Here is a 23,675-nt window from a genome sequence, read left to right as displayed (position 1 = left end):
CTGATGAGACCCGTTCTGCAGACTGCGATCCCCTGCACCTTCATGCGCGGCGGCACCAGCCGCGGCCCCTATTTCCTGCGCGGCGACCTTCCGGCGGACCGGGAGGCAGCAGGCCGCGTGCTGCAGGCCGTGATGGGATCCCCCGATGCGCGGCAGATCAACGGCCTCGGCGGCGCCACGACGCTGACCAGCAAGACCGTCATGGTCAGCAAGGCGGAAGCGGGCCAACCGCAGCAGGTGGACTACCTCTTCGCCCAGGTGAATGTGGACAGGGACCTCGTCGACTGGGGCCCCACCTGCGGCAACATGCTCGCCGGCATCGGCCCCTTCGCGATCGAGAACGGCCTGGTGCCAGCTGAGGACGGGGAGACGAAGGTCCTCATCCGCGCCGTCAACACCGGCGCGCTGATCGAGGCCGTGGTCCAGACCCCCGGCGGCCGCGTGACCTATGATGGCGACACCGCGATTGCCGGCGTCCCCGGCACCGCCGCGCCCATCGTGCTGAACTTCGCGGATGCCGTCGGCGGCGCAACCGGCAAGCTGATGCCGACCGGCAATCCGAAGGACGTGATCGAGGGTATCGAAGTCACCTGCCTCGACGTCGCCATGCCCGTCGTCATCGCCCGCGCGAAGGACCTCGGCAAGACGGGGCAGGAGACGAGCGCCGAACTGGATGGCGACAAGGACTTCATGGCGCGCATCGAGCGCATCCGCCGTGCCGCGAGTCTGGCGATGGGCATGGGCGACGCCGAAGGCCGCGTCATCCCGAAATTCGCCATCGTCGGCGAACCGAAGGGCGGCACCGGCGTCGCCGCGCGCTACTTCACGCCGCTGGCGCTGCATGAGGCGATGGCCGTCACCGGCGGCATCTGCATCGCCAGCGCCTGCAAGCTGCCCGGCACGGTCGCCGCCGGCATCGCCGTGGTCAACGACGAGGCGCGGGAGAATGTCACCCTCGAACATCCCTCCGGCGTCATGGATGCCGTCATCACCACAGGCACCGCGGCCGATGGCAGCGCCACCATCCTTGGTGGCGGCACGCTGCGGACGGCGCGCCGCATCATGAAGGGGGAGGTCTATATCCCCGCCACGGTCTGGGCCGGCCACGGCGCATGACGGACGCCACCATCGCGGAAGACGCGCTGCTTTCTCTGGCCACGCGCGCCCTGGTCGCCGGCGGGATGCGGGAGGATGAGGCCGCGCTGGCTGCGCGCGTGCTGGTGCTGGCCGATCTCTTCGGCCTGTCCACCCACGGCATCAGCCGCGTGCCCCAGTATCTCGGCCGCGTGAAGGTCGGCGGCATCGATGCGGCCGCCGATGTGCAGGTGGCGCGCGTGATGCCCGCCCTCGCCATGGTCGATGGCCGCAACGGCATCGGCCCGCTGGTAGGCATGAAGGCGCTGGAGGCGGCACTGGAAGGGGCGCGCGCCTGCGGCATCGGCGCCGCCTTTGCCCGCGGCAGCAATCATTTCGGCCCGATCGCCCCCTACGCCATGATCGCCGCCGAACAGGGCTTCGCCACGCTGATCGCGAGCAACGCGACGACGACGATCGCGCCCTGGGGCGGCAAGGATACGCGGATCGGCAACAACCCCATCGGCATCGGCGTGCCCAATCCCGGCGGCGATCCCGTGCTGCTGGACATGGCGCTGTCCGTCGCGGCGCGCGCCAAGATCCGCAGCCTCGCGGCTTCAGGCCAGCCCATGCCGGAAGGCTGGGCGACGGACACGGAAGGCAGGCCGACAACGGACCCCAAGGCGGCGCTGGCGGGCTTCCTGCTGCCGGTCGGCGGCCACAAGGGCTATGGCTTGGCGGTGATGGTCGATCTCCTCGCGGGCCTGCTCTCCGGCGCCTCCTACCTCACCCGCGTCAGCGCCTGGGACAAGGCGCCGGAGGTGGCGCAAGACCTCGGCCATGTCTTCATCGCCATCGATGCGACGAAGCTGGCGCCAGTGGAGGTGCTGCGGGCGCGCATGGCGGATTTCATCGACATCATCCACACCACGCCCCCGGCCGATGCCGCACGCCCCGTGATGCTGCCCGGGGAGCGGGAGATGCAGTTGCTGCATCGCCAGCGCGCGCAAGGCGTGCGGGTCGCGACCGCCGATCTGGTGAAGCTGCGGGAACTGGCGGGGGAGCCTTAGCGGGCGTAGCCTTCGCCTCAACAACGGAGGAAACGACCCATGTTCACGCGCCGCATCCTGCTGGCCAGCGCCACCACCGCGCTGGCCGCGCCCGCCCTCTCTCAGGGTGGCTACCCCAACCGCCCGATCCGCCTGCTGGTGCCCTATGCCGCGGGCGGCGGGCAGGACATCTCCGCGCGCCTGCTGGCCGAACCGCTGCGCGCCGCGCTCGGTCAGACCGTCATCGTGGAGAACCGCACGGGTGCCAGCGGCATGATCGCCGCACAGGCCCTCGCGACCGCCGCGCCCGATGGCTACACGCTGATGCTCGGCGGCGCCGGCGAGACGGCGATCAACCACCACCTGTTCCGCGGCCGCATGGCCTACGACCCGATGCGCGACATCCGCGCGGTGATGGTCGTCGTGAAGGTGCCGAACGTGCTGATGGTGAACCCGCAGGCGCCCTTCAGCACGGTCGAGCAGCTCGTCACCTATGCGAAGGCGAATCCGGGGCGGCTTTCCTACTCCTCCTCCGGCATCGGCAACCCGCAGCACCTGGCGGGCGCGCTGTTCGACTTCATGGCGGGCATCCAGACCGTGCACGTGCCCTATCGCGGGTCGGGCCAGGCGGTGATCGACATCGCCGGCGGCCAGGTGCAGTTCGGTTACAACAGCCTGGCCTCCGGCCTGCCGCTGATCCGGGAGGGCCGCATCAAGGCCATGGCCGTCACCAGCAAGGAACGGATGCCGCAGCTGCCGGACAGCCCCTCCGTCTCCGAATACGCGCCGCTGGCGGCCTATGAGCTCGTGAATTTCTTCGGCGTCTTCGCCCCCACCGGCGTACCCGATCCCATCATGCAGCGGCTGCATGAGGTGATTGCCGCTGCCGTCCGGGAACCCGATCTGCGCGGCCGCTTCGAAGGCCAGGGCCTGCTGGTGCAGTCGATGAACCTGGAGCAGTCGCAGGCCTTCGTGACCAATGAAGCCACGAAGTTCGGCCGCATCGTGGATGAGGCGAAGATCACGGTGGAAAGCTGAGATGCCGCGCTGGAACCGCCTTCTCGTCACCGGCGCGGCCGGGGAGATCGGCAGTGTCATCCGCCCCGCACTCCGCGGCGCCGCCACGCATTGCCGCTGGCATGACATCCGCCCGGTCACCGATGCCGCGGCGGCGGAGGAGGTGATGCAGGGCGACCTCGCGGAGCCCGGCGTGGCACTCGCCGCCACGCGCGACGTGGATTGCCTCATCCACCTCGCCGGCATCCCGCGGGAGACCGGCGGAACGGTGGAGGACATCCTGCGCGCCAATGTCATCGCCTGCCATGCGGTCTTCGAGGCCGCGCGGCAGAATGGCGTGAAGCGCTTCGTCTTCGCCAGTTCCAACCACACCATCGGCTTCCACCCCGCCGATGCGCTGGTCGGTACGGAGGAACGACCGCGCCCGTCGGGGCAATACGGCGCGAGCAAGGTCTGGGGCGAAGCGCTCGGCCGGCTCTACGCCGACAAGCACGGGATGGAGGTCGCCTGCCTGCGCATCGGCGCCTTCCGCGCCCGCCCCGGCAATGCCCGCGAACTCGGGGGCTGGATCAGCCATGGGGACATGGCGGGCCTGGCGCGCGCGGCGGTCGATGCGGCGCCCTTCCACTTCCTCGTCGTCTATGGCGTCTCGGCCAATCGCCGAGCGCTGTGGGGGAAGGATGAGGCTGCGCGCGCCGCCCTCGGCTGGTGGCCGAAGGACGATTCGGAAGCCTATGCGGCGGAGCTCGAGGACAAGCGCCCGCCCGCCGGCAGCGTCGCCGCGCGCTTCCACGGCGGCGTCGTCTGCGAATACGGCTTCTCGGGTGATCCGGACCGGATCAGGTAGCGCCGGTCTCCGTCACGTCAAACTTCGTGACCTCATCCAGGCTGGCGCCGAACCAGGCCTGGATGTCCAGCACGCGCTTCTCCATCGCCTCCGGCCGGCCATCCGCGCCGATGCGCAGCGCCACGTCATGGCCGGGCAGCAGCACGGTCCCCGGCCTTTCGCGCCACACCGCGTTGAGCCGCGCGATGGAGGCGCGGTGGACCACCGGATCCATCGTCATGTCCGCGACGCCTGTCGCCAGTTCCGCGCGGTTCTTGGCGACATCGGCGGAGAAGATCGTCCGCACGGCACCCTCCAGCACGAAGACCAAATGGTGCGGCGAATGGCCGGGCGCCTCGAAGCAGGTGATGCCGGGGACGCCCGTATCGCCTTCCACCAGGCGCCGCATCCGCGGGCTTTCCGCCAGCGCGCGGATGCAGAATTCCGGCCATAACGGCGCGCCCTCGGGCTGCCGCAGCGCGTAGTCGAGTTCCGCCCCCGGCACATGGATCAGCGCCTTGCGGAACATCGACCAGTTCTCGACATGGTCGTAGTGCAGATGCGTGACCAGCACATCCGTCACCGCATCGGCCGCCACGCCCACCGCCTTCAGCTTGTCCAGGATCAGCCGCCGCGCGCCGCTGCGGCCAGTGTCCAGCACGGCGATCCGTCCCTCCGGCCCGCGCGCCAGCGCGACCGTGCTGAAGCCGAGCCCGCCCTGCTGCTTGGACTTCCCGGGATAGCCCTGGATCAGGGTCTCGACACTCCAGCTCACGCCGCCAACTCCTCGGGAAAGGCGACGCCCCAATGCGTCGCGGCCTGGCGCAGATCCAGCACCGTATTCTCCGGCAGGTCGATCCCCTGCGCCCGCTGGCGCGCCTCGGCCCTCGCCTCGATCTCGCCGGGGTAGAAGATTTCCTCCACCCCCTCCGCGCGCGGCGCGGCCTTCAGTTCCGCGATCATGTGCTCGATCCGGTCCTCAAACACCGGCAGCAGGCCGAAGGCGGCGATGTTCAGCGCCATCACGAAATGGCCGCTGCGGCTGCGCTTTTCCGCCTGGTAGGGGCCGGCGACCTCCGTCAGCATCCCGCTGCCGGACAGCGCGCCCGCCAGCACATCCATCATGGCGGAGATGGCATAGCCCTTGTGCCCGCCCATCGGCTGGATCACGCCTTCCAGCGCCGCCATCGGGTCCGTCGTGCGGCGCCCTTCCTTGTCCAGCGCCCAGGAATCCGGGATGGGGTGCCCCTTCTGCCGCGCGAGAAAGATCTTGCCGCGCGCCACGCTGGTATTCGCGATGTCCAGCATCATCGGCGCATGGCGCCCGGCCGGTGCCGCGATGGACCAGGGATTATTCCCCACCACCTTCCTGCGTCCGCCCCAGGGCGCCATGGCCGGGCTGCCATTGGCCACCAGCATGCCGATGCACCCCTCCGCCGCCGCCATGCGGGTGAAGTAGCCGAGCGCGCCGTGGTGATTGCTCTCCCGCACGGAGACGATGCCGACGCCGTGCTTCCTCGCCCGTTCGATGGCGCTGTCCATTGCCTGCTTCGCGATCACCTGGCCGACGCCGTCATGGCCATGCAACACGGCGATGGCGCCGCCATCCACAAGGTATTCCGCCTGCGTCCGCGCCTTCATCACGCCGGTCCGGATGCGGTCGAGGTACCAGGGCGCCCGCATCACGCCATGGGAGGAATGGCCCCACAGATCGGCCTTCACCAGGCTGTCCGCCACCAGCAGCGCATCGGTCGCCGGCAGCCCCGCCGCGCGATACAGCGCGGCCACGAAGTCACGCAATCCGTCAGCCCGCACCAGCGCCATCTTGGTCGTCGTTCCCCTGCCCCTTGTCTTCGATCATGGGCGGCACATCGAAGGCGCGCCAGTCCGCCGGCACGCGGCGGGGGTCGGGGCAGCCATGCAAGCGACACAGATGCTTAATCGTATCGTCATCGGCCTTTCGCGGAGCCTGTCTATGCGTCCCCGCGACCGCCGCGCCATTCCGCGCGGTGCCGGAGAGATGAGTGACCATGCCCGACACGATCCAGCCCATCGCGGAGCCAGCCGGCCACGGCAAGCCGATCGAGATCGAGGATATCGGCAGCAACCCCGCACCGCGCGAGACGATCGGGGAGTTGATGGAGCGCCGCCTGTCCCGGCGCGCCGCGATGCTCGGCCTGGGCGGCGCCGCCGCGGCCGCGACGCTGGTGGACCAGATGGTCGCCTCGGCCGACGGCGCGCTGGCCCAGGGCATCGTGCCGATGACGGATGGGCCCTCCACCCTCGGCTTCGCCGAAATCCGCCACGGCATGGCGCAGCGGGATGCGGTGGCCGAGGGCTATGAGATCCAGACCGTGATCCGCTGGGGCGACGCCGTCGTGGGCGAAGCGCCCGCCTTCAACCCGCTGGCGCAGACCCCCAACGCGCAGGAAGTCCAGTTCGGCTACAACAACGACTTCATCGATTTCCGCCCGCTGCCGCAGGGCAGCCGCAACAGCGACAGCGGCCTGCTGGTGGTGAACCACGAATACACCGACACGCAGCTGATGTTCGCCGGCATCGGCGCCGGCCGCACCGGCCGGATGCGCGCCACCGCCGAACAGTCCCGCATCGAGCTGCTCGCCCATGGCCTCAGCGTCGTGGAGATCCGCAAGGCCGATGGCCGCTGGGCCGTGGTCCCCAACAGCCGCTACAACCGCCGCATCACCGGCGAGACGCCGATGCGCGTCAGCGGCCCGGCCGCGGGGCATGACCTGCTGAAGACCTCCGCCGATCCGACCGGCACGCGCGTGCTCGGCACGCTCAACAACTGCGCCGGCGGCAACACGCCCTGGGGCACGGTCATCACGTCCGAGGAGAACTTCAACCAGTACTTCTCCGGTAGCGCCGCCACCACCGGCGCACAGGCCGAAGCCTATCGCCGCTATGGCATCGCGGCGGAGGGTACCTATGGCTGGTTCCGCTTCATGGACCGCTTCGACCTGAACAAGGAACCGAACGAGCCGAACCGCTTCGGCTGGAACGTCGAGTTCGACCCCTACGACCCCGCTGCCACGCCGGTGAAGCGCACCGCCATGGGCCGCTTCAAGCATGAGGGCGCGACCCATGCCATCAGTGCCGATGGCCGCGTGGTCTTCTACCAGGGCGATGACGAGCGCTTCGACTACGTCTACAAATTCGTCACCGCCCGCCCCTGGAACCCGAACGACCGCGCCGCCAACCGCGACCTGCTGGATGAGGGCACGCTCTTCGTCGCGCGCTTCCATGATGACGGTCGCGTCGAATGGCTGCCGCTGGTGCATGGCCAGGGCCCGCTGACCGCCGCAAACGGCTTCTCCAGCCAGGCGGACGTGCTGATCAACACCCGCCGCGCCGCCGACCTGCTGCAGGCCACGCCGATGGACCGTCCGGAGGATGTGGAAGCCAACCCCGCCACTGGCCGCGTCTACGTCATGCTCACCAACAACGGCAACCGCACCGCGCAGCAGGTGAACCGCGCAAACCCCCGCGCGGCCAACACGCAGGGTCACGTCGTGGAGATCATTCCCCCCGGCGCCGGCACCAACGCCGTGGACCACGCCGCGACGGAAGCGCGCTGGGCCATCTTCCTGATGGCCGGCAAGCCCGGCACGGATGCCGGCGCCCGCTACCACCGCGCCACGACCGATGCCGGCTGGCTGTCCTGCCCGGACAATTGCGCCTTCGACAGCAAGGGCCGCATCTGGATCGCGACCGATGGCGCGCCTTCCGCCGCCGGCGTCGCCGACGGCATCTGGGCCGCGGATACGATGGGCGCCGGCCGCGCCCTGACGCGCCAGTTCTACCGCGCGCCGACGGGGGCAGAGGTCTGCGGCCCCTGCTTCACGCCGGATGACCGCACCCTCTTCCTCGCCATCCAGCATCCCGGCGATGATGCGGGCAGCACCTTCGAACGCCCCTCCACCCGCTGGCCCGACTTCGCCGAGGCGATGCCGCCGCGCCCTGCCGTCATCGCCATCGTCAAGAAGGATGGCGGCGAGATCGGGTCGTAGTCACCGCGCCGCCAGCGCGGCCTGGAGGCGGGCGACCCCCGCCTCCAGCACCGACCGCGGGCAGCCGAAATTCAGCCGGGCGCCGAGCGGCGCGCCGAATTCGGCGCCCGGGCTGAGCGCGACCTTCGCGCGGTCCAGGAACCAGGGCTGCGGCTCCCCGATGCCGAGCGCGCTGCCATCCAGCCAGGCCAGGAACGTCCCTTCCGGCCGATGTACGCGAAACCCTGGCAGGCGCGCGCGCACCGCACCCACCAGCCAGTCCCGATTGCGCTGAAGGTAGCCCAGCAGCGCCGCCTTCCACGCCTGCCCGTGTTCCAGCGCGGCCAGCGTCGCCTCCAGCCCCAGCACGTTGACGCTGTCCACCATCCCCGCCTTGCTCGCCAGGAAACGCTCCCGCATCGCGGCGTCGGGGATGATGGCTAAGGCGGTCTTGAGGCCGGCGATGTTGTAGGTCTTGCTGGCCGACATCAGCGTGACGCTCCTTGCCGCCACCTCTGGCGACAGGGAGGCGATGGGGATGTGACGCCGCCCGTCGAACAGCAATTCGCAGTGGATCTCGTCGGAAACGATCACCGCGCCGCTCTCCAGCGCCGCCGCCGCGATGCCCTCCAACTCCGCCCGCGTGAACACCTTTCCCAGAGGGTTATGCGGGTTGCAGAACAGCAGCGCCCGGGATTTCGTCAGTGCGGCCCGCAGCGCGTCCATGTCGCACAGCACATCGTCGCCACGAACCGCCAGCGGCGCATCGACGCGCCGCAGCCCCCAATGGCCGGGCGCGGCGAGCATCGGCTTGTAGGCCGGTGTCTGCACCACCACGCCATCGCCCGGCGCCAGCAACGCGCGCAGCGCCATGTTGAAGCCGGGCTCCACGCCCGGCAGGAAGCACACGGCCTCCGGCGCCACATCCCACCCGTATTCCCGCGCCAGCATCGCCACGACGGCATCCCGCAGCGCATCCCGCGCCACGCCATAGCCCAGCACGGGATGGTCGAGCCTGGCGCGGATGGCATCCAGGATCGGCGGCGCCACCGCGAAATCCATGTCGGCCACCCACATCGGCAGCACGTCGTCGCCGTAGCGGCTCCATTTCGAACAGCCGGTGCCGCGGCGGTCGATGACCGCGTCGAAGTCGAAGCCGCTCATTCCGGGCGGCCGCCCACCACCACCGGCCGGTCGGGATCGGCGATCCAGGCGGACCAGGACCCCGGATACATCGACGCCTCCACCCCGATTGAGGCCAGCACCGCCACGGCATGCGCGGCCGAGATCCCCGCGCCGCAGGAAACGCCCACCGGCTGGCTGCCATCCGCCCCCAGCGCCGCATAGAGGTACCGCAGCGTCTCCGCCTCAGCGAAGGTCCCGGCCTCCGTCAAATTGTCGATGGCCGGCGCGCTGACGGAACCCGGGATATGGCCGCGCCGCGGCTGCCCGGGCGCCACCGTCGCGCCGATGTAGTTGGGCCGCACCCGCGAATCGAGCAGAACCCCCTGGCGCGCCAGCGCCGCCGCGCCATCGGCATCCAGCACGCCGAGATGCCCCGGGGACAGCACCACATCCCCGGGCGCCGGCGTGCCCGGCGTGGTCGCCACCGGCAGCCCTGCTGCCTGCCAGGCCGCGAAACCCCCATCCAGCAGCCGCGCATCGGCGATGCCGGCCCAGCGCAGCACCCACCAGCCACGCCCCGCCACCAGGCAGCGGTCATGGTCATACACCACCACCGCATCCCCCTGCCGGATGCCCCAGCGCCGCGCCGCCTCCTGCAACGCCCCGATCTCCGGCAGCGGCCGGCTGCCCTTCGTGCCCCCGCCGGGAGAGGACAGTTCCGTCGGCAGATCGACATCGATCGATCCGGGAATCCGCGGCGCCCCCGCCATCTCCGCCGTCCGCGGGTTGCGGACGCACAGCACCACCGGCGGCCTTGGTCCTTGCAGCAACCCGGCCAGGACGGGCGCGGTGACGAAAACCTGGTCGCGGGGATCGGCGGGCATGGAGTCTCCGGGGGATTGCGGCGCCCGCATCCTGCCGCGCGAAGGCCAGGGTTGCGAAGCCGGGGGGCGGGATGCTCCCCTGCGCCATGCCCGATCCCTCCCCTGGCGCGGCGTCGCTGCTGCGCCAGACGCCCTTCGCCCTGTTCCTCGCCTCCCGAATCATCTCCGCCATGGCGGTGCAGGTGCAGGTCGTCGCGGTGGGGTGGCAGGTCTATGACCTGACGGACAGCGCCCTGGCGCTGGGCCTGGTGGGCCTGGTGCAGTTCCTGCCCGTGCTGCTGCTGATGCCCCTCACCGGGGAAGTCGCGGACCGCTTCGACCGCCGCCTGGTCGTCGGCATCTGCCGGGCGCTGACCGGCCTGGCCGCGCTGGCGCTGACCTACGCCAGCCATGGCGGCTGGGTCACCAGCACCACCATCTTCGCCTTCGTCGCCGTCATCGGCGCGACGAGGGGGTTCGAGATGCCGGCCCAGCAGGCGCTGCTGGCCGGCGTGGTGCGCAACACGGACCTGGCCCGCGCGACGGCCTTCTCCTCCTCCGCCAGCCAGGTCGCGACCATCGCGGGGCCGGCCGCGGGCGGGTTCCTCTATGCGCTGGGCGGGCCCGGGATCGCCTATGGCACCGCGGCCGCGGGCTTCCTGCTGGCGGCGCTGATGGCCTTCGCCATCCAGGCCGCCCCCCGCCAGGGCATCCGTGGCCGCGTGACGATCGAGAACCTGCTCTCCGGCCTGGTCTTCGTGCGCACGCGGCCGATCCTCCTGGGTGCCGTGTCGCTCGACATGGTGGCGGTGCTGCTGGGCGGTGCCGCGGCGCTGCTGCCGATCTATGCGCGGGACATCTTGCAGACCGGGCCCTGGGGCCTCGGCATCCTGCGGGCGGCGCCGGCGGTGGGGGCGCTGGGCATGTCGCTGCTGCTGGCCTGGGTGCCGCTCGGCGGCAATGCCGGGCGGAAGATGTTCGCGGGCGTCATCCTGTTCGGCATCGCCACCGTGGTCTTCGGCTTCTCCACCAACCTCTGGCTTTCCGCCGCCGCGCTGGCCTTCATCGGGATGGGTGATGTCGTCAGCGTGGTCGTGCGGCAAACGCTGGTGCAGTTGGCGACACCGGATGAGATGCGCGGCCGCGTCGCCGCGGTGAACTCCCTTTTCATCGGCGCGTCCAACCAGCTCGGCGAATTCGAATCCGGCGTCGCCGCCGCGCTGATAGGTCCTGTCGCCGCCGTTGTGCTGGGCGGCGTCGGCACCGTTGCCGTCGCGCTGCTCTGGATGCGCCTGTTCCCCGCTTTGCGCGACATCGACCGGCTGGAGGATATCAGCCCGGATAGCGAGGCATCGCGACGGCGATCCACTGCCGGCAACGCCGCGATGCCATAGACCAACGACGGAAAGCGGATTGCATTAGTCCCACCGCATGACATGATTTCTCCAGTCGCGACGGCTCCCCCGGATCCGTCGCATTCCCGGCATCACCCCTGATGGGCTGTCGCGGAGGTAGAGGACCAGGCGACATGTCCACGAAGCGGCAGATAAAGCTCGGCGTCTCCATGGTCGGCATGGGCTACCACCTGGCCGCCTGGCGCCATCCCGATGCCTCCGCCGGCGGCAACATGGAATTGCAGCACTTCGTGAAGACCACGCAGGTGGCGGAACGCGGGCTGCTGGACATGGCCTTCCTGGCCGATGGCGTCGGCATCCGATTCAATGACCGCCCGCCAGGCGCGCTCAGCCACACCTGCAAGAACGTGCAGTTCGAACCGCTGACGCTGCTGTCGGCGTTGGCGATGGTGACGCAGCATGTCGGCCTCGTCGCCACCGCCTCCACCACCTACAACGAACCCTACCACGTCGCCCGGAAGTTCTCCTCCCTGGACCATATCAGCGGCGGGCGCGCCGGCTGGAACGTGGTGACGAGCGCCACCGACATGGAGGCACAGAATTTCGGCCTTGACGGCGCGCCGGCGAAGGGCGGCCGCTACGACCGCGCCATCGAGTTCGTCGATGTGGTCAGGGGTCTCTGGGATTCGTGGGAGGATGATGCCTTCGTCCGGGACAAGGACAGCGGCATCAACTACGACCCCGCGAAACTCCATATCCTGAACCACCAGGGCGAGCATTTCCGCGTCCGCGGCCCGCTGAACATCCAGCGCACGCCGCAGGGCACGCCTGTCATCGTCCAGGCCGGCGCCAGCGAACAGGGCCGCGAACTGGCCGCCGCCACCGCGGATGTCGTCTATGCCGCGTCGCAGACGCTGGAGGATGCGCGCGCCTACTACCAGGATGTGAAGCGCCGCATGGCCCGCTACGGCCGCCATCCCGACAATCTGAAGATCATGCCCGGCCTGATGGCCGTGCCCGGCCGTACGCGGCAGGAAGCGCAGGACCGGTATGAGGTGCTGCAACAACTGGTGCAGCCCGTGGTCGGGCTCGGCGCACTGGCCAACTACCTCGGCGACCTGTCGGACTATGACCTGGACGGCCCGCTGCCGGAACCGAAGGACCGGCGGGACCACAGCCGCGGCCAGATCTTCATCGACATCGCCCGCCGCAACAACCTGACCATCCGGCAGCTCTACCTCTCCATCGCCGGCGGCAACGGCCACCGCATCGTCATCGGCACGCCCACCGACATCGTCGACGCCATGGAGGAATGGTTCCACGGCGGCGGTGCCGATGGCTTCAACATCCTTCCCACCTGGCTGCCCGGTGGGCTGGAGGAGGTGGTGGAGATGGTGGTGCCGGAGATGCAGCGGCGGGGGCTCTACCGCACCGCCTATGAAGGCCGGACCCTGCGGGAAAATCTTGGCCTGGCCTACCCCGAACACCGCAGCGTCCTCGCCCGCCGTGCCACCATCGCCGAAACCCTTGGGAGTGCCGCCGAATGATTCGCCCGACCCTCGCCCTGCTGCTTGCCCTTGGCACCGCGCTGCCCGCCAGCGCGCAGACGCTGCGCATCGGGATGAAGGCGGCGATCGACGGATCGGACCCGCACCAATCCTACAGCCCCAACCGCAACGTGCAGATGCACGTCTATGAATCGCTGGTGGAGCAGGACCCCAACATGCAGGCCCTGCCGGGCCTGGCGGAATCCTGGCGCGTGGTCGATGACACCACCTGGGAATTCAAGCTGCGCCCGGGGGCGACCTTCCATAACGGCACGCCGCTGCGCGCCGCCGATATCGCCTTCTCCTTCGCCCGCGCCGGCGATGCACGGGGCCTTCGCACCTACAGCGCGCAGATGCGCGCCGTGGCGGGGGTGGAGGAGGTGGATGCGAGCACGATCCGCATCCGCACCCATGGGCCGTCGCCCCTGCTGCCCTATAACCTCGCCTCCATCATGATCGTCTCCGCCGCCGCGGTCGGCGACAATGCGACCGAGGAGGATTTCAACGGCGGCCGCGCCGCCATCGGCACCGGTCCCTATCGCTGGGTGCGCTTCAACCGTGGCGCCGACGTGACCATCGAGCGCGTGCAGCGCCCCTCAGGCCGCGCGCCCGAGCCATGGGAACGCGTGGTCTTCCGCTTCATCCCGAATGACAGCGCGCGCGTTTCCGCGCTGCTGGCCAATGATGTCGATGTGGTCGATGCCGTGCCGCCGGCACTCTATGGCCGCGTTCGAACGGATGCGCGCTCGCGCCTCGTCACCTCGACCTCCGGCTTCAACTTCTACATGTACATCGACAGCGGGCGGGAACGTTCGCCCTTCGTCACCACCACCGAAGGCCAGGCGCTGGACCGCAACCCGCTGCAGGACCGGCGCGTGCGCCTCGCGCTTTCCCACGCGCTGAACCGCACGGCGCTGGCGGAACGCGCGATGGAGGGCGGTGCGGAACCCGCGGGGCAGATCGCGCCGGCGGGCTTCATCGGCCATGTGCCCGATCTTCCCGTGCCCGCCTTCGATCCCGCCCGCGCCCGCGCGTTGCTGGCGGAAGCCGGCTATCCCAACGGCTTCGGCCTGACCATACACTGCACGGGCGACCGCTTCGCCGGCGATGCGCGCAGCTGCCAGGCGATCGGCCAGATGCTCACCGCCATCGGCATCAGGACGGAGGTGGAGGCCCTGCCCTCATCCATCTTCTTCCGCCGCGCCAACCGCAACCCCGCCAATGGCGGGCCGGAGTTCAGCGTCTCGCTCAGCATGTTCTTCACCACAACCGGCGCGGCGCCGGAGGGGATGAGCACGATCCTCCGCACCTATAATGCGCAGCTCAGCCACGGCGCCTCCAACCGCGGCCGATACTCGGATGCGAATCTTGACCGCCTGCTGGGCGCGATCGAGACCACGCTGGACGATACGCGGCGGGAGGCATTGACCCAGGAAGCCGTGCGCTACGCCATGCAGGAAGCCGCCATCGTGCCGGTCTTCTTCGTCCGCTCCGCCTGGGGCACGGCGCGCAACATCACGCTGACGCCGAGAGGCGACCAGTACACCATGGCGACCGGCATCCGCATCGCCCGCTGAACGGACCATCCGCACCATGACCGCCAAGAAGAAACAGCTGAAGCTCGGCGCCTTCCTCTCCGTGCCGGGCAACCACCTCGCGGGCTGGCGCCATCCCGATGCCGTGCCCGAATACGACATGGATTTCGCGCTCTACATGCGCCTGGCCCAGACGGCGGAGCGCGCGCTGTATGACACCATCTTCTTCCAGGACACCGTCGCGGTCGGCGGCAGCGATGCGCTGAAGGCCGGCGACCTGACTCGCACGCGGCTGTCGCGCATCGTCAAGCTGGAACCGACCGCGACGCTGGCGGCGCTGGCCGTCGGCACCAAGAACATCGGCCTGATCGCGACGGCGACGACGACCTTCAACGAGCCCTACAACATCGCCCGCCGCTTCTCGACCATCGACCATATCAGCGGCGGCCGCTGCGGCTGGAACCTGGTGACGTCCCAGATCGAGGACGAGGCCGGCAACTTCAACCTCGACACCCATGTGGACCACGCGCTGCGCTATGAACGCGCGATCGAATTCTACGAAGTCGTCGCCGGCCTCTGGGATTCCTGGGAACACGATGCCTTCCTGCGGGACAAGGAAAGCGGCGTCTGGTTCGACCGGGACAAGATGCATTTCCTCGACCACCACGGGAAGTATTTCAACGTGCGTGGCCCACTGAACTCGCCCCGCACGCCGCAAGGGCGCCCCGTGGTGGCGCAGGCGGGGTCATCGGAACCGGGGCGCGAACTCGCTGCCCGCACGGCGGACATCGTCTTCACCGCGCAGACCGAACTTGAAGCCGCGCGGGAATTCTTCGCCGATGTGAAGGGCCGCACCGTCCGCTACGGCCGCACGCCCGACGACATCAAGATCATGCCCGGCATCACGCCCGTCATCGGCCGCACGATGGAGGAGGCGCAGGAGAAATACGACGCGCTCCAGGCCCTGCTGCCGGATGATGTGGCGCTGGCCGCGCTCGCCCGCTTCACGCGGGGAATCGACATCTTCAGCTACCCGCTGGACGGCCCCATGCCCGACCTGCCGGAGGCGAACTCCGCAAAATCCCGCCAGAAGCTGATCATGGACATGGCGAAGAAGAACAACATGACGCTGCGCCAGGTCGCGCGCTCCGTCTCCGCCGCGCAGGGGCACCGCGTGCTGGTGGGCACCGTCGGCTACATCGCGGACCAGATGCAGGAATGGCTGGAAGCCGACGCCTGCGACGGCTTCAACGTCATCTGCAACTACTACCCGGGCCCCTTCGACGATTTCGCCAACCAGGTGATCCCGGAACTGCAGCGCCGCGGGATCTTCCGCACGGCCTATGAGGGTCCGACGCTGCGGGAGAATCTCGGCCTCCGCGTGCCGGAAAACCGGCACACCGCCGCGCGGGGTTAGATCCCGGCGCGCTTTCGGGCGCGCCGCATCAGCCAACCCGCGATGCCCGGCGCCTTGTCGATGAGGTCACTCAAGGCGCGGCGTTCGGCCTCCGCCTTGGCCCGCGCCGCGGCGGCTTCCAGCGCCTGGCCGCGCGCGACCAGGCGCGCCTCATCCATCTCCGCCATGCGGCGCTTCATGTAGGCATCGGCGCCCTCGGCCTCGATCTGGCGCAGCTTCGCCTCCATCGCCTCCAGCGACTGGCGCAGCGCGTCGAGATCGGTGGGCGCGGCGGGCTTCTGGCTGCGGATGGGCGGTTTCTGGCGACGCCGGCTCATGGCTGCCTCCCGCGCCGCCTTGCGGCGGAACGCACTGGAAGTGGAATGGGAAGGCGATGGCGCCCCAAGAAATGGCACCCCAAGAAGGGGTATGCCCCGTACGGGATTCGAACCCGTGTTACAGCCTTGAAAGGGCCGTGTCCTAGGCCTCTAGACGAACGGGACAGCCGGAGGTGGGGGGCGTATGGCCGCGCCGGCGTCACCGGTCAAGCCCCAGGGGTGCCCAAACGGGTCCGAAGGGCCGCCCATCGTGCCACGCCGGGCAGCCAACCCGCCGCCAGCGCCACAGCACCGGGCGCGGCACCGATCGCCGCATCCAGCAGCCCCGCCACGCGCATGCCTGGCCGCACATGCCGTCCCCAGCCCGCCTGGTGCGCGGCCGGCCCCCGCCCCGCCAGGATCATCCGCGTCGCATGGGCGCCGGAGGCCAGCGCCATCGCAATGCCGTCCCCGCAGAGGGAGGGGATGACAGCCGCCTGGTCGCCCACCCGGAACACGCCCGAATCGGGGGGCGCGACATAGCCATAGGGCACCGCCGCCACCGCCAATGGCCGCGCCCAGCCCGGCACGGCATCCCGCAGCAGGTCACGCGCCACCGCGCTGCCCCCCGCCACAAGGGCCAGCAGCGCCGCCGGGTCCCGCGCCGCCGCCGCCAGGCCCGGCGTGCCCGCCCCCAGCGCCAGGCAGAGATTGGCCCCGCCCCCCGCCCTTGGCTGCAACCCGGCATAACCCCCGGCGCAGGCCAGAACGGCGATGGCGTCCCCGATCGGCACGCCATCCAGCGGCAGCTTCAACCCGATCGCCCCACCCGCCGCCGCGCGCGCCAGGCCGCGCAATTCGTGCTTGCCGGTGGCCAGTACCACGGCCCTGGCCGCCTCGGCACGGCCATCCCCCAGCCGGAGGCTCCAGCCGCCATCGACCCTGCCGGCGGAAGCAACGGCCACGCCACGCCGGATTTCCGCGCCCGATTCCGCGGCCAGCGCCAACAGCGCCTCATCCAGCACGAGGCGGGGCAGGCTCCAGGCCTCGAAGGGCAGGGCGAAGCGCCCCTCCCGCCTCCCGGACGCGAAGATCGCCCGCCGCACCGGCACGGCGCCCAGGCCGCGCAGATCCAGCCCCAGCGCCGCCAGCGCCGCCGCCGCATCGGCGCCCAGGAATTCCCCGCAGACCTTCTCCTGCGTCGTCGCACTGCGCTCCAGCAGCAAGGGGGCGTGCCCCGCCCGGGCCAGGGTGATGGCCGCCGCCGCCCCGGCAGGGCCGCCGCCTGCGATCACGACGCGCCTCATCCCCTTCCCGATTCCACCACCGCTCCGCGGCCCGATTCCACCACCGCTCCGCGGCCCGATTCCACCACCGCTCCGCGGCCCGATTCCACCACCGCTCCGCGGCCGGGCCCCTCGACCGCCCAGCGGAAGGGCAGCACCCAGCGCGCCTGCGCCTCCACCCCCGCCTCGGCCGCCAACCTTGCCCAGTCATCGCGCTTGAAGCCGCGCGCGATGGAGATCGGCCCGTCATGGCTGACCATGGGATGCATCCGCATCAGCCGCGTTCCGGCCCAGACGGCAGCCCAGGGAATCCAGTGCCGGTGCAGGTCCAGGATCAGCCAGCGATCCCGCGCATGGGCGGGCAGCCAGCGCAGGAAGCGCACCAGCGTCGCGTCATCCAGGTGGTGCGCGAACAGCCCGCAGATCACGACATCGAAGTGTCGCTCCGCCGGCAGGTCGAACAGGTCAGCAGTAATCCAGCGCGCCGGCGTCCCCTTCGCCATGGCGTGCCGTTCCGCCCAGGGGCTGCGATCCAGGCCCCAGAGGTCCGTCTTCACGCCCCGCGCCTGCCCCCAGCGCGCCACCGCGCGCAGCGCATCGCCCCCGCCCGCGCCCACATCCAGCACCGACAACGTGTCCCTCGGCCGCGCCGCCACCACCCGGTCCAGGAAGCGCAGCAGGGGCGTGTAGGCGAAGGTGATGCGGTTCAGCGTCTCCAAATCCCGCAGCGCGGCGCCGAAATCGGCCTCCGTCTGGCCCGGGTCGTCCATGATCTCGGCCTGCTGGCTGCGCGGCATGGTCAGGCTGCCTCGAACCGCATGGCCTCGGCTGACAGCCCCGGCCCGAAGGCCAGGGCGCAGCCCATGCCGCGCCTTCCCGCCTGCATCATCCGCTCCAGCACGAACAGCACGGTGGCGGAGGACATGTTGCCGTGGTCCGCCAGCACGCCCCGGCTGGTCTCCAGCGCATCACCCGGCAGGTCGAGCCCATGCGCCACCGCATCCAGGATGCTCCGCCCGCCCGGATGGACTGCCCAGAGGTCGATGGCGGCGACCTCCCTCCCCCCCAGCATCCGCGGCGCCAGCGCCGGCAGGGCATGGGCGAGGGTGAAGGGCACCATGCCGGACAGCGTCATGTCGAAGCCGGCATCGCCGATGCGCCAGGTGATCTGATCATGCGCTTCCGGAATCACCACGCTGCTGAAGCCGTCCAGGCGCAGCCCCTCGGCCTCCGCGGATACGATCGCGCCCGCACAGCCATCGGCGAACAGCAGGAAGCACAGCAGCTGTTCCAGCGCCGTCGTGTCCTGCAGGTGCAGCGTGCAGAGTTCCAGGCACACGACCAGCACCCGCGCCCCGGGTTCGCTCCGCACCGTGTGCCAGGCGACCTTCAGCGCATTGATCGCGGCCTGGCACCCCATGAACCCCACCATTGTCCGTTCCACGGATAGCGGCAGGTCGAAGCGGTCGATGATGTGCCGGTCGAGCCCCGGCGCGACGAAGCCCGTGCAGGTCGCGATGACGATATGGGTGATGCCGGGCCCGTCCTGCCGCAGGCCCAGCCTTTCCAGCGCCAGATCCGCCAGGCCGGGCGCCTCCTCCTCCCACCGCCGCATCCGGGCGCGCGTGGTCGGGAAGGCGCCACCCTGGCGGTAGAAGCCGCAGCTGGTGCCGGACCCCTCGGGCTCGGAGGGCTGCAGCACGGAATGCCGGCTGGCGATTCCAGCGCGGGATGCCATCTTGGCGAAGGCGGCCCGGTCCCGCCCCAGCGCCTGGGCGGTGGCGAAGGCCGAAAAGGCGCCATGCACCTGGTGGGCTGGCGTGGCGGTGGCGATGCGGTTCAGGAAGACCTGTGTCATACGCCCCACCTTGGTCGGGCTGGCCGACCGTTAAGCCCCGCCCCGCCCGGCACCCGATGATGTGACGCGACTCCGCCATGCGTCAGAGTCAATCCTGGGCAGCATGGAGCGCGGGGCTGTCGCCAAACCGTGCATTTCCCAGGTTTTTCCTGCCTCTGCCCGGCGTTCTGAACATGACAGGTTTCTTGTGATTTGGGGGTGTGTTGGCGCCTTGACTGGCCCATATGGTGCCGGCGGCCGAAACACGGCCCCTTCCCTTCCGCATGATCGCTGACCCGCCGGTGAACCCGCGCGGGCCGTCGGTCGTGCCGGCGCCGGGATGGGATCTTGCTTCGGCCAGATGGCGGCAGGGACACGGGCTGACAGATGGACGGGATGTTCGGACAGAAGGCGACCGACCGGGACGGGCTGGAGGCGGAAGCCCCCAGCTTCGCGGCCCTCATGCGCCGGGATGGCTCCGATGATTCGGGCCACGACGACATGCGCCCCGGCGTCTCCGCCGAGGCCCTGATCCCCGAGGATGACGAGGACGCAGTCGTCGGCCTCGTGGACGATGCCGGCCTCGATGTGCTGCCCGAGGAAGAGACCGAGGAGCAGGAGGGCATGGCCCCCCTCGGCTTCACCGCGGGCGCGGGCGATGACGATGCCGCCCCGGCCGCGGGGAACATCAACCCCGCCTCCGGCAGCCGCAACGACGACAGCGTCACCATGTTCCTGCGGGAAATGGGCCAGGCGGAACTGCTGTCCCGCGAAGACGAGATCGCGATCGCCCAGCGGATCGAGGCAGGGCGCGAAGCCATGCTTTCCGCGCTGTGCGAGAGCCCGACGACCATGGCGACGCTGACCGCCTGGCGCGACGCGGCCGAGGCCGGCCGCCTGCCGCTGCGCGACCTGATCGAGCTGGAAGCCGCCGCCGCCGCCCAGGGCGCGGAGGAGCCGGTCGCCGAGGGCGCAGAGGAAGCCTCCGCCGACCTGCCCGTCATCTCCGTCGAGGCGCGGATGCGCCCGGAGGTCATGGAATCCTTCGCCACCGCCCTCGCTTCCCTGGCGGCACTGCGCGCCCCCGGACTGAAGGCGGCGGAACTGGCGCGGCTGCGCCAGGATGCGGTCGAACAGGTAACGGCGCTGCGCCTGCGCCCCGCCAAGACCGAGGAACTGCTCGGCAAGCTGCGCGACATCCATCGCGGCCTGGTGGCGCTGGAAGGCCGCGCGCTGCGCCTGGCCACCGGCGCGCGCATCAGCCGCGACGAATTCCTGAAGGTCTGGAAGGGTGGCGAGGCCGGTTGCGGCGCGCGGCTCGAAAAGGCGATCGGCGCCACCAAGGCCGCCGCGACCCTCAAGGGCGACCTCGCCGAAATCCGGGCCGAGTTGGCGCGGATCGAGGATGAATCGGGCGTCCCCGCCGCCGTGCTCCGCCGCCTCTATGCCGAAGCCGCCCGGGCCGAGCGCGACCTGCGCCAGGCGAAGGATGAGCTGATCCGCGCCAATCTCCGCCTGGTGGTCCACCTGGCCCGCAAGTACCGCAACCGCGGGCTGATGCTGGGCGACCTGATCCAGGAGGGGAATATCGGCCTGATGCGCGCGGTCGAGAAGTTCGACTGGCGCCGCGGCTTCAAATTCGCGACCTACGCGACCTGGTGGATCCGCCAGTCCTTCACGCGCGCCATCGCCGACCAGGCCCGCACCATCCGCGTGCCGGTGCACATGACGGAGACGGTCGGCAAGGTCGTCCGCGTCGGCCGTCGCCTCGCCCAGCAGACGGGCCGGGAGCCGACGCCGGAGGAACTGGCGGAACGCCTCGGCATGCCGCTCGACAAGGTCCGCGCCGTGCAGGGGCTGGCGAAGGAACCGGTCAGCCTGGAATCCCCGATCGGCGAGGATGGCGATGCCAGCCTCGGTGACCTGATCGAGGACCGCAACGCCGTCCTGCCCTTCGACAGCGCCGCCCAGGCCGGCATGCGCGAAGCAGCCGGCCGCGTGCTGGCCGATTTGACGCCGCGCGAGGAACGCATCCTGCGCATGCGATTCGGCATCGGCACCAATGGCGAGCATACGCTGGAGGAAGTTGGCCGCACCTTCGGCGTGACGCGCGAACGCATCCGCCAGATCGAGGCGAAGGCGCTCGGCAAGCTGCGCTCCTCCGGCCAGGGCCGGGCGCTGCGGAGCTTCCTGGAAGCGTGATCGATAACCGCCGGCGGGGTTGATCCCCCGCCGGCGCTTTCGGCTTCAGACCGCGTAGTCGTTCCGGCTGCGCCCTTCGGCCTCCACCGCCTGCACCCAGCGCGGCGGACGCCCACGGCCCGACCAGTTCTCCCCATTCGGCCCGCGATACTTCACCGCCGCACTCGCGCGCGTCTTCTTCTCGGGCTTCGCATTGCGGCGGCGGCCCGATGCGGACGACGCCACGTCGCCCAATACGTCGTTGATGCTGATGCCGAGGGCCGCGGCCTTCTTGCGGGTTTCCTCGATGAAGCTGCGGCGTTCGCTATCGCCCCGCTCCTGCGCCAGGCGTTCGGCGGTCGCGGCGACTTCCCGCAATTCCGCGACGTCCAGGGATTCCAGCGCACCCAGCGCCGTGGCGAGGGTATTTTTTTCCGGTGCCGTCATGATGTTGCCTTTATCCAGCCCGCCCGGGGCGTTTCGATCCGGGCGAATGGCAGAGGCATAACGCGTAAAACCGGCGCTGGAAACGAATTAATCGCGAGGCGACGCACTGATTGTCCGGCGAAAGGGATTAACGCCCTCGTGGCCGCCGCCTTCCATTGCGATACCGGCCTTAACAGGCTGCGGAAGAACGGGCGGCTGAGGATGGGCAAGCGAGTTTTCGTGCAGGGAAGGATGACGCGAAGACACGATGCAGGGACATCGTGGCGAGCGGCAGACGCACCCTGCGCGGAAAGGCACCGCCCAGCCGACCCGTCCCGTTTTTCCGCAGCCTGTTATAGCGCGACCTATCCCGGATGCGGGATGCCCGGAAACCACCGCTTTCCGAACCCGTCATTCCACCTGGCAGCGCGCGATCAGACGCGGATCACCCAGCCGGTGACGGCGAGTGCGATGGAGACTTCGATGCTCACAAGGGGGGGATGGTGGGCGCTGTAGGGCTCGAACCTACGACCCGCTGATTAAGAGTCAGCTGCTCTACCAACTGAGCTAAGCGCCCGGGCGGTAACCGCCGGTGGGGGGCGTTTAAGGGGTGGGACGCGGTTTGGCAAGCCCATGCGGTCATGGGAGACCTGCATTTGCGTCAGGTCTCGCCGCGTTCCGTCCCCATCTCCGCATCACGGTGCACATGGGCCGACATCAGCAGGCCGAAGCCGATCATCACCGTGATCATCGCTGATCCGCCATGGCTGATCAGCGGCAGCGGGACACCGCCCACGGGGATGGAGCCCGTCACCATGGCGATGTTGACGAACACATAGAGGAAGTAGTTCGTCGCCAGCCCCACCGCGAGCAGCCGCCCGAACTGGTGCCGGCTGCGCAGCGCCACCAGGAAGCCGAAGGCGATCACGCAGGCCAGCAGGCCGAGCACGGACAGGCCTCCGACCAGGCCGAATTCCTCGGCCAGCATGGTGAAGATGAAATCCGTCTGCTTCTCCGGCAGGAAGTTCAGGTGTCCCTGCGTTCCCTGCAGGAACCCCTTCCCCCAGAAGCCGCCGGAACCCAGGGCGATCTTGGACTGGATGATATTGTAGCCCGCCCCCAGCGGATCGCTTTCCGGATCCAGGAAGGTGGTGATCCGGGCGCGCTGATAGTCGTGCAGATGCTCGTAGACGATCGGCGCGACAATCGCGACGGCGCCGACCACCAGCGCGAATTTCCAAAGCCGGACGCCGGCCGCGAAAAACACCGCGCCGCCGATCATCAGCGTGATCAGTGCCGTGCCGAGATTAGGCTGCTTGAAGATCATCGCCGCCGGGACCAGCACCGCGATGATTGGCGGGATCAGGAACAGCGGATTGCCTATCCGCTCCCACGACGCCTTGTGGAACCAGGATGCCAGCGCGACCACCAGCATGATCTTCATGAGTTCGGATGGCTGCAGCTGCACCGGGCCGACATCGATCCAGCGCTGCGCGCCCTTCCCTACCTGGCCGTGCAGCGCCACCAACACCAGCAGGCCGACGCCCATCGCGTAGCCGACCCAGGCGAAGCGCGCGATCAGCCGGATATCCACCAGCGCGATCGACAGCATCATCACCAGGCCGAAGCCGAAGCGGATGGCGTGCCGCCCCGCATAGGGATCAGGGGAGCCGCCACCCGCGGAATACAGCGCCACATACCCCACGCCCGCGACGGCGCAGAGCAGCAGCACGAAGACCCAGGGGATCTGCCAGAGCTTCTCGAATACCCCGCTGCCGCGTTCCCGCAGCAGCAGCCGCCGTTCGAATTTCATGGGGCGAATTTCATGGGG

20 protein-coding genes and 2 tRNA genes are annotated in these 23,675 nt (G+C 69.8%); 10 read left to right on the top strand and 12 right to left on the bottom strand.

Annotated features, from left to right (window positions below):
* Nucleotides 1–3: 3 nt before the first annotated feature.
* The 4 genes from ACTIE5_RS08005 to ACTIE5_RS07990 are packed head-to-tail and all read left to right on the top strand — an operon-like array spanning nt 4 to nt 3,987.
* Nucleotides 4–1,116, top strand: coding sequence for a 4-oxalomesaconate tautomerase (locus ACTIE5_RS08005; protein WP_439549168.1), 1,113 nt, complete (start codon nt 4–6; stop codon nt 1,114–1,116).
* Entirely contained in the window at nt 1,113–2,144 is a 1,032-nt protein-coding gene (locus ACTIE5_RS08000; protein WP_439549167.1) for an Ldh family oxidoreductase, read from the top strand. The genes ACTIE5_RS08005 and ACTIE5_RS08000 overlap by 4 nt, the downstream gene beginning before the upstream one ends.
* 39 nt (nt 2,145–2,183) lie before the next feature.
* Nucleotides 2,184–3,161, top strand: a complete 978-nt coding sequence (locus ACTIE5_RS07995; RefSeq protein ID WP_439549166.1) for a Bug family tripartite tricarboxylate transporter substrate binding protein — start codon at nt 2,184–2,186, stop codon at nt 3,159–3,161.
* A 1-nt stretch (nt 3,162) separates the two neighbouring features.
* Complete coding sequence (locus ACTIE5_RS07990) at nt 3,163–3,987, top strand: NAD-dependent epimerase/dehydratase family protein (protein ID WP_439549165.1); 825 nt, start codon at nt 3,163–3,165, stop codon at nt 3,985–3,987.
* Here the strand turns inward: ACTIE5_RS07990 and ACTIE5_RS07985 are convergent.
* Both ACTIE5_RS07985 and ACTIE5_RS07980 read right to left on the bottom strand, forming a co-directional pair.
* Nucleotides 3,980–4,741, bottom strand: a complete 762-nt coding sequence (locus ACTIE5_RS07985; protein WP_439549164.1) for an MBL fold metallo-hydrolase — start codon at nt 4,739–4,741, stop codon at nt 3,980–3,982. The genes ACTIE5_RS07990 and ACTIE5_RS07985 overlap by 8 nt on opposite strands.
* Nucleotides 4,738–5,790, bottom strand: a complete 1,053-nt coding sequence (locus ACTIE5_RS07980; RefSeq protein ID WP_439549163.1) for an Ldh family oxidoreductase — start codon at nt 5,788–5,790, stop codon at nt 4,738–4,740. The genes ACTIE5_RS07985 and ACTIE5_RS07980 overlap by 4 nt, the downstream gene beginning before the upstream one ends.
* A gap of 206 nt (nt 5,791–5,996) precedes the next feature.
* Here ACTIE5_RS07980 and ACTIE5_RS07975 point away from each other — a divergent pair, with 206 nt between their 5' ends.
* Entirely contained in the window at nt 5,997–7,997 is a 2,001-nt protein-coding gene (locus tag ACTIE5_RS07975) for a PhoX family protein (RefSeq protein ID WP_439549162.1), read from the top strand.
* Here ACTIE5_RS07975 and ACTIE5_RS07970 read toward each other — a convergent pair whose 3' ends face one another.
* Complete coding sequence (locus ACTIE5_RS07970; protein ID WP_439549161.1) at nt 7,998–9,140, bottom strand: MalY/PatB family protein; 1,143 nt, start codon at nt 9,138–9,140, stop codon at nt 7,998–8,000.
* The gene (locus tag ACTIE5_RS07965) at nt 9,137–9,985 is read right to left on the bottom strand and encodes a sulfurtransferase (protein ID WP_439549160.1); all 849 of its coding nucleotides are present in this window, start codon (nt 9,983–9,985) and stop codon (nt 9,137–9,139) included. Before ACTIE5_RS07965 ends, ACTIE5_RS07970 begins: the two co-directional genes overlap by 4 nt.
* An 86-nt stretch (nt 9,986–10,071) precedes the next feature.
* Here ACTIE5_RS07965 and ACTIE5_RS07960 point away from each other — a divergent pair, with 86 nt between their 5' ends.
* The 4 genes from ACTIE5_RS07960 (at nt 10,072) to ACTIE5_RS07945 (ending at nt 15,818) form a co-directional block, all read left to right on the top strand.
* Nucleotides 10,072–11,358 carry an MFS transporter gene (locus ACTIE5_RS07960; RefSeq protein ID WP_439549159.1) on the top strand — a complete coding sequence of 429 codons (1,287 nt, stop codon included), beginning with the start codon at nt 10,072–10,074 and terminating at the stop codon, nt 11,356–11,358.
* Between the two features lie 134 nt (nt 11,359–11,492).
* Nucleotides 11,493–12,866: an LLM class flavin-dependent oxidoreductase gene (locus tag ACTIE5_RS07955; protein WP_439549158.1), complete on the top strand. Its 1,374-nt coding sequence runs from the start codon at nt 11,493–11,495 to the stop codon at nt 12,864–12,866.
* The gene (locus ACTIE5_RS07950; protein ID WP_439549157.1) at nt 12,863–14,443 is read left to right on the top strand and encodes an ABC transporter substrate-binding protein; all 1,581 of its coding nucleotides are present in this window, start codon (nt 12,863–12,865) and stop codon (nt 14,441–14,443) included. Before ACTIE5_RS07955 ends, ACTIE5_RS07950 begins: the two co-directional genes overlap by 4 nt.
* Nucleotides 14,444–14,459: 16 nt before the next feature.
* Complete coding sequence (locus ACTIE5_RS07945) at nt 14,460–15,818, top strand: LLM class flavin-dependent oxidoreductase (protein WP_439549156.1); 1,359 nt, start codon at nt 14,460–14,462, stop codon at nt 15,816–15,818.
* Here ACTIE5_RS07945 and ACTIE5_RS07940 read toward each other — a convergent pair.
* The 5 genes from ACTIE5_RS07940 to ACTIE5_RS07920 form a co-directional block, all read right to left on the bottom strand.
* Nucleotides 15,815–16,135, bottom strand: a complete 321-nt coding sequence (locus tag ACTIE5_RS07940; protein WP_439549155.1) for a hypothetical protein — start codon at nt 16,133–16,135, stop codon at nt 15,815–15,817. The genes ACTIE5_RS07945 and ACTIE5_RS07940 overlap by 4 nt on opposite strands.
* A gap of 92 nt (nt 16,136–16,227) precedes the next feature.
* Nucleotides 16,228–16,300 (bottom strand) — tRNA-Glu (locus ACTIE5_RS07935).
* A 41-nt stretch (nt 16,301–16,341) separates the two neighbouring features.
* Nucleotides 16,342–17,421, bottom strand: coding sequence for an FAD-dependent monooxygenase (locus tag ACTIE5_RS07930; protein ID WP_439549154.1), 1,080 nt, complete (start codon nt 17,419–17,421; stop codon nt 16,342–16,344).
* Nucleotides 17,418–18,197, bottom strand: coding sequence for a methyltransferase domain-containing protein (locus ACTIE5_RS07925; protein ID WP_439549153.1), 780 nt, complete (start codon nt 18,195–18,197; stop codon nt 17,418–17,420). Before ACTIE5_RS07925 ends, ACTIE5_RS07930 begins: the two co-directional genes overlap by 4 nt.
* Nucleotides 18,198–18,199: 2 nt before the next feature.
* Nucleotides 18,200–19,258 (bottom strand): type III polyketide synthase, encoded by a 1,059-nt coding sequence (locus ACTIE5_RS07920; RefSeq protein WP_439549152.1) that lies wholly within the window; start codon nt 19,256–19,258, stop codon nt 18,200–18,202.
* A gap of 366 nt (nt 19,259–19,624) precedes the next feature.
* Here ACTIE5_RS07920 and rpoD point away from each other — a divergent pair, with 366 nt between their 5' ends.
* Nucleotides 19,625–21,439 carry an RNA polymerase sigma factor RpoD gene (gene rpoD, locus ACTIE5_RS07915; RefSeq protein ID WP_439549151.1) on the top strand — a complete coding sequence of 605 codons (1,815 nt, stop codon included), beginning with the start codon at nt 19,625–19,627 and terminating at the stop codon, nt 21,437–21,439.
* Nucleotides 21,440–21,484: 45 nt separating this feature from the next.
* Here the strand turns inward: rpoD and ACTIE5_RS07910 are convergent, their stop codons facing one another.
* The 3 genes from ACTIE5_RS07910 to rodA all read right to left on the bottom strand — a co-directional run bounded on the left by ACTIE5_RS07910 (nt 21,485) and on the right by rodA (nt 23,657).
* Nucleotides 21,485–21,865: an H-NS histone family protein gene (locus ACTIE5_RS07910; RefSeq protein WP_439549150.1), complete on the bottom strand. Its 381-nt coding sequence runs from the start codon at nt 21,863–21,865 to the stop codon at nt 21,485–21,487.
* 480 nt (nt 21,866–22,345) lie between these two features.
* Nucleotides 22,346–22,421 (bottom strand) — tRNA-Lys (locus ACTIE5_RS07905).
* Nucleotides 22,422–22,505: 84 nt separating this feature from the next.
* On the bottom strand, nt 22,506–23,657 hold the full coding sequence (rodA, locus tag ACTIE5_RS07900) for a rod shape-determining protein RodA (protein WP_439549149.1): 1,152 nt from the start codon (nt 23,655–23,657) through the stop codon (nt 22,506–22,508).
* Nucleotides 23,658–23,675: the final 18 nt, after the last annotated feature.

The organism is Falsiroseomonas sp. (assembly GCF_051859025.1).
Lineage (GTDB): Bacteria > Pseudomonadota > Alphaproteobacteria > Acetobacterales > Acetobacteraceae > Falsiroseomonas.
This window is presented reverse-complemented; position numbering and strand designations above follow the sequence as displayed.

Coding starts and splice junctions, on each gene's coding strand:
- ACTIE5_RS08005 (WP_439549168.1), top strand. CDS start 4: ATGAGACCCGTTCTGCAGACTGCGATCCCCTGCACCTTCATGCGCGGC.
- ACTIE5_RS08000 (WP_439549167.1), top strand. CDS start 1,113: ATGACGGACGCCACCATCGCGGAAGACGCGCTGCTTTCTCTGGCCACG.
- ACTIE5_RS07995 (WP_439549166.1), top strand. CDS start 2,184: ATGTTCACGCGCCGCATCCTGCTGGCCAGCGCCACCACCGCGCTGGCC.
- ACTIE5_RS07990 (WP_439549165.1), top strand. CDS start 3,163: ATGCCGCGCTGGAACCGCCTTCTCGTCACCGGCGCGGCCGGGGAGATC.
- ACTIE5_RS07980 (WP_439549163.1), bottom strand. CDS start 5,790: ATGGCGCTGGTGCGGGCTGACGGATTGCGTGACTTCGTGGCCGCGCTG.
- ACTIE5_RS07975 (WP_439549162.1), top strand. CDS start 5,997: ATGCCCGACACGATCCAGCCCATCGCGGAGCCAGCCGGCCACGGCAAG.
- ACTIE5_RS07970 (WP_439549161.1), bottom strand. CDS start 9,140: ATGAGCGGCTTCGACTTCGACGCGGTCATCGACCGCCGCGGCACCGGC.
- ACTIE5_RS07965 (WP_439549160.1), bottom strand. CDS start 9,985: ATGCCCGCCGATCCCCGCGACCAGGTTTTCGTCACCGCGCCCGTCCTG.
- ACTIE5_RS07960 (WP_439549159.1), top strand. CDS start 10,072: ATGCCCGATCCCTCCCCTGGCGCGGCGTCGCTGCTGCGCCAGACGCCC.
- ACTIE5_RS07955 (WP_439549158.1), top strand. CDS start 11,493: ATGTCCACGAAGCGGCAGATAAAGCTCGGCGTCTCCATGGTCGGCATG.
- ACTIE5_RS07950 (WP_439549157.1), top strand. CDS start 12,863: ATGATTCGCCCGACCCTCGCCCTGCTGCTTGCCCTTGGCACCGCGCTG.
- ACTIE5_RS07945 (WP_439549156.1), top strand. CDS start 14,460: ATGACCGCCAAGAAGAAACAGCTGAAGCTCGGCGCCTTCCTCTCCGTG.
- ACTIE5_RS07940 (WP_439549155.1), bottom strand. CDS start 16,135: ATGAGCCGGCGTCGCCAGAAACCGCCCATCCGCAGCCAGAAGCCCGCC.
- ACTIE5_RS07930 (WP_439549154.1), bottom strand. CDS start 17,421: ATGAGGCGCGTCGTGATCGCAGGCGGCGGCCCTGCCGGGGCGGCGGCG.
- ACTIE5_RS07925 (WP_439549153.1), bottom strand. CDS start 18,197: ATGCCGCGCAGCCAGCAGGCCGAGATCATGGACGACCCGGGCCAGACG.
- ACTIE5_RS07920 (WP_439549152.1), bottom strand. CDS start 19,258: ATGACACAGGTCTTCCTGAACCGCATCGCCACCGCCACGCCAGCCCAC.
- rpoD (WP_439549151.1), top strand. CDS start 19,625: ATGGACGGGATGTTCGGACAGAAGGCGACCGACCGGGACGGGCTGGAG.
- ACTIE5_RS07910 (WP_439549150.1), bottom strand. CDS start 21,865: ATGACGGCACCGGAAAAAAATACCCTCGCCACGGCGCTGGGTGCGCTG.
- rodA (WP_439549149.1), bottom strand. CDS start 23,657: ATGAAATTCGAACGGCGGCTGCTGCTGCGGGAACGCGGCAGCGGGGTA.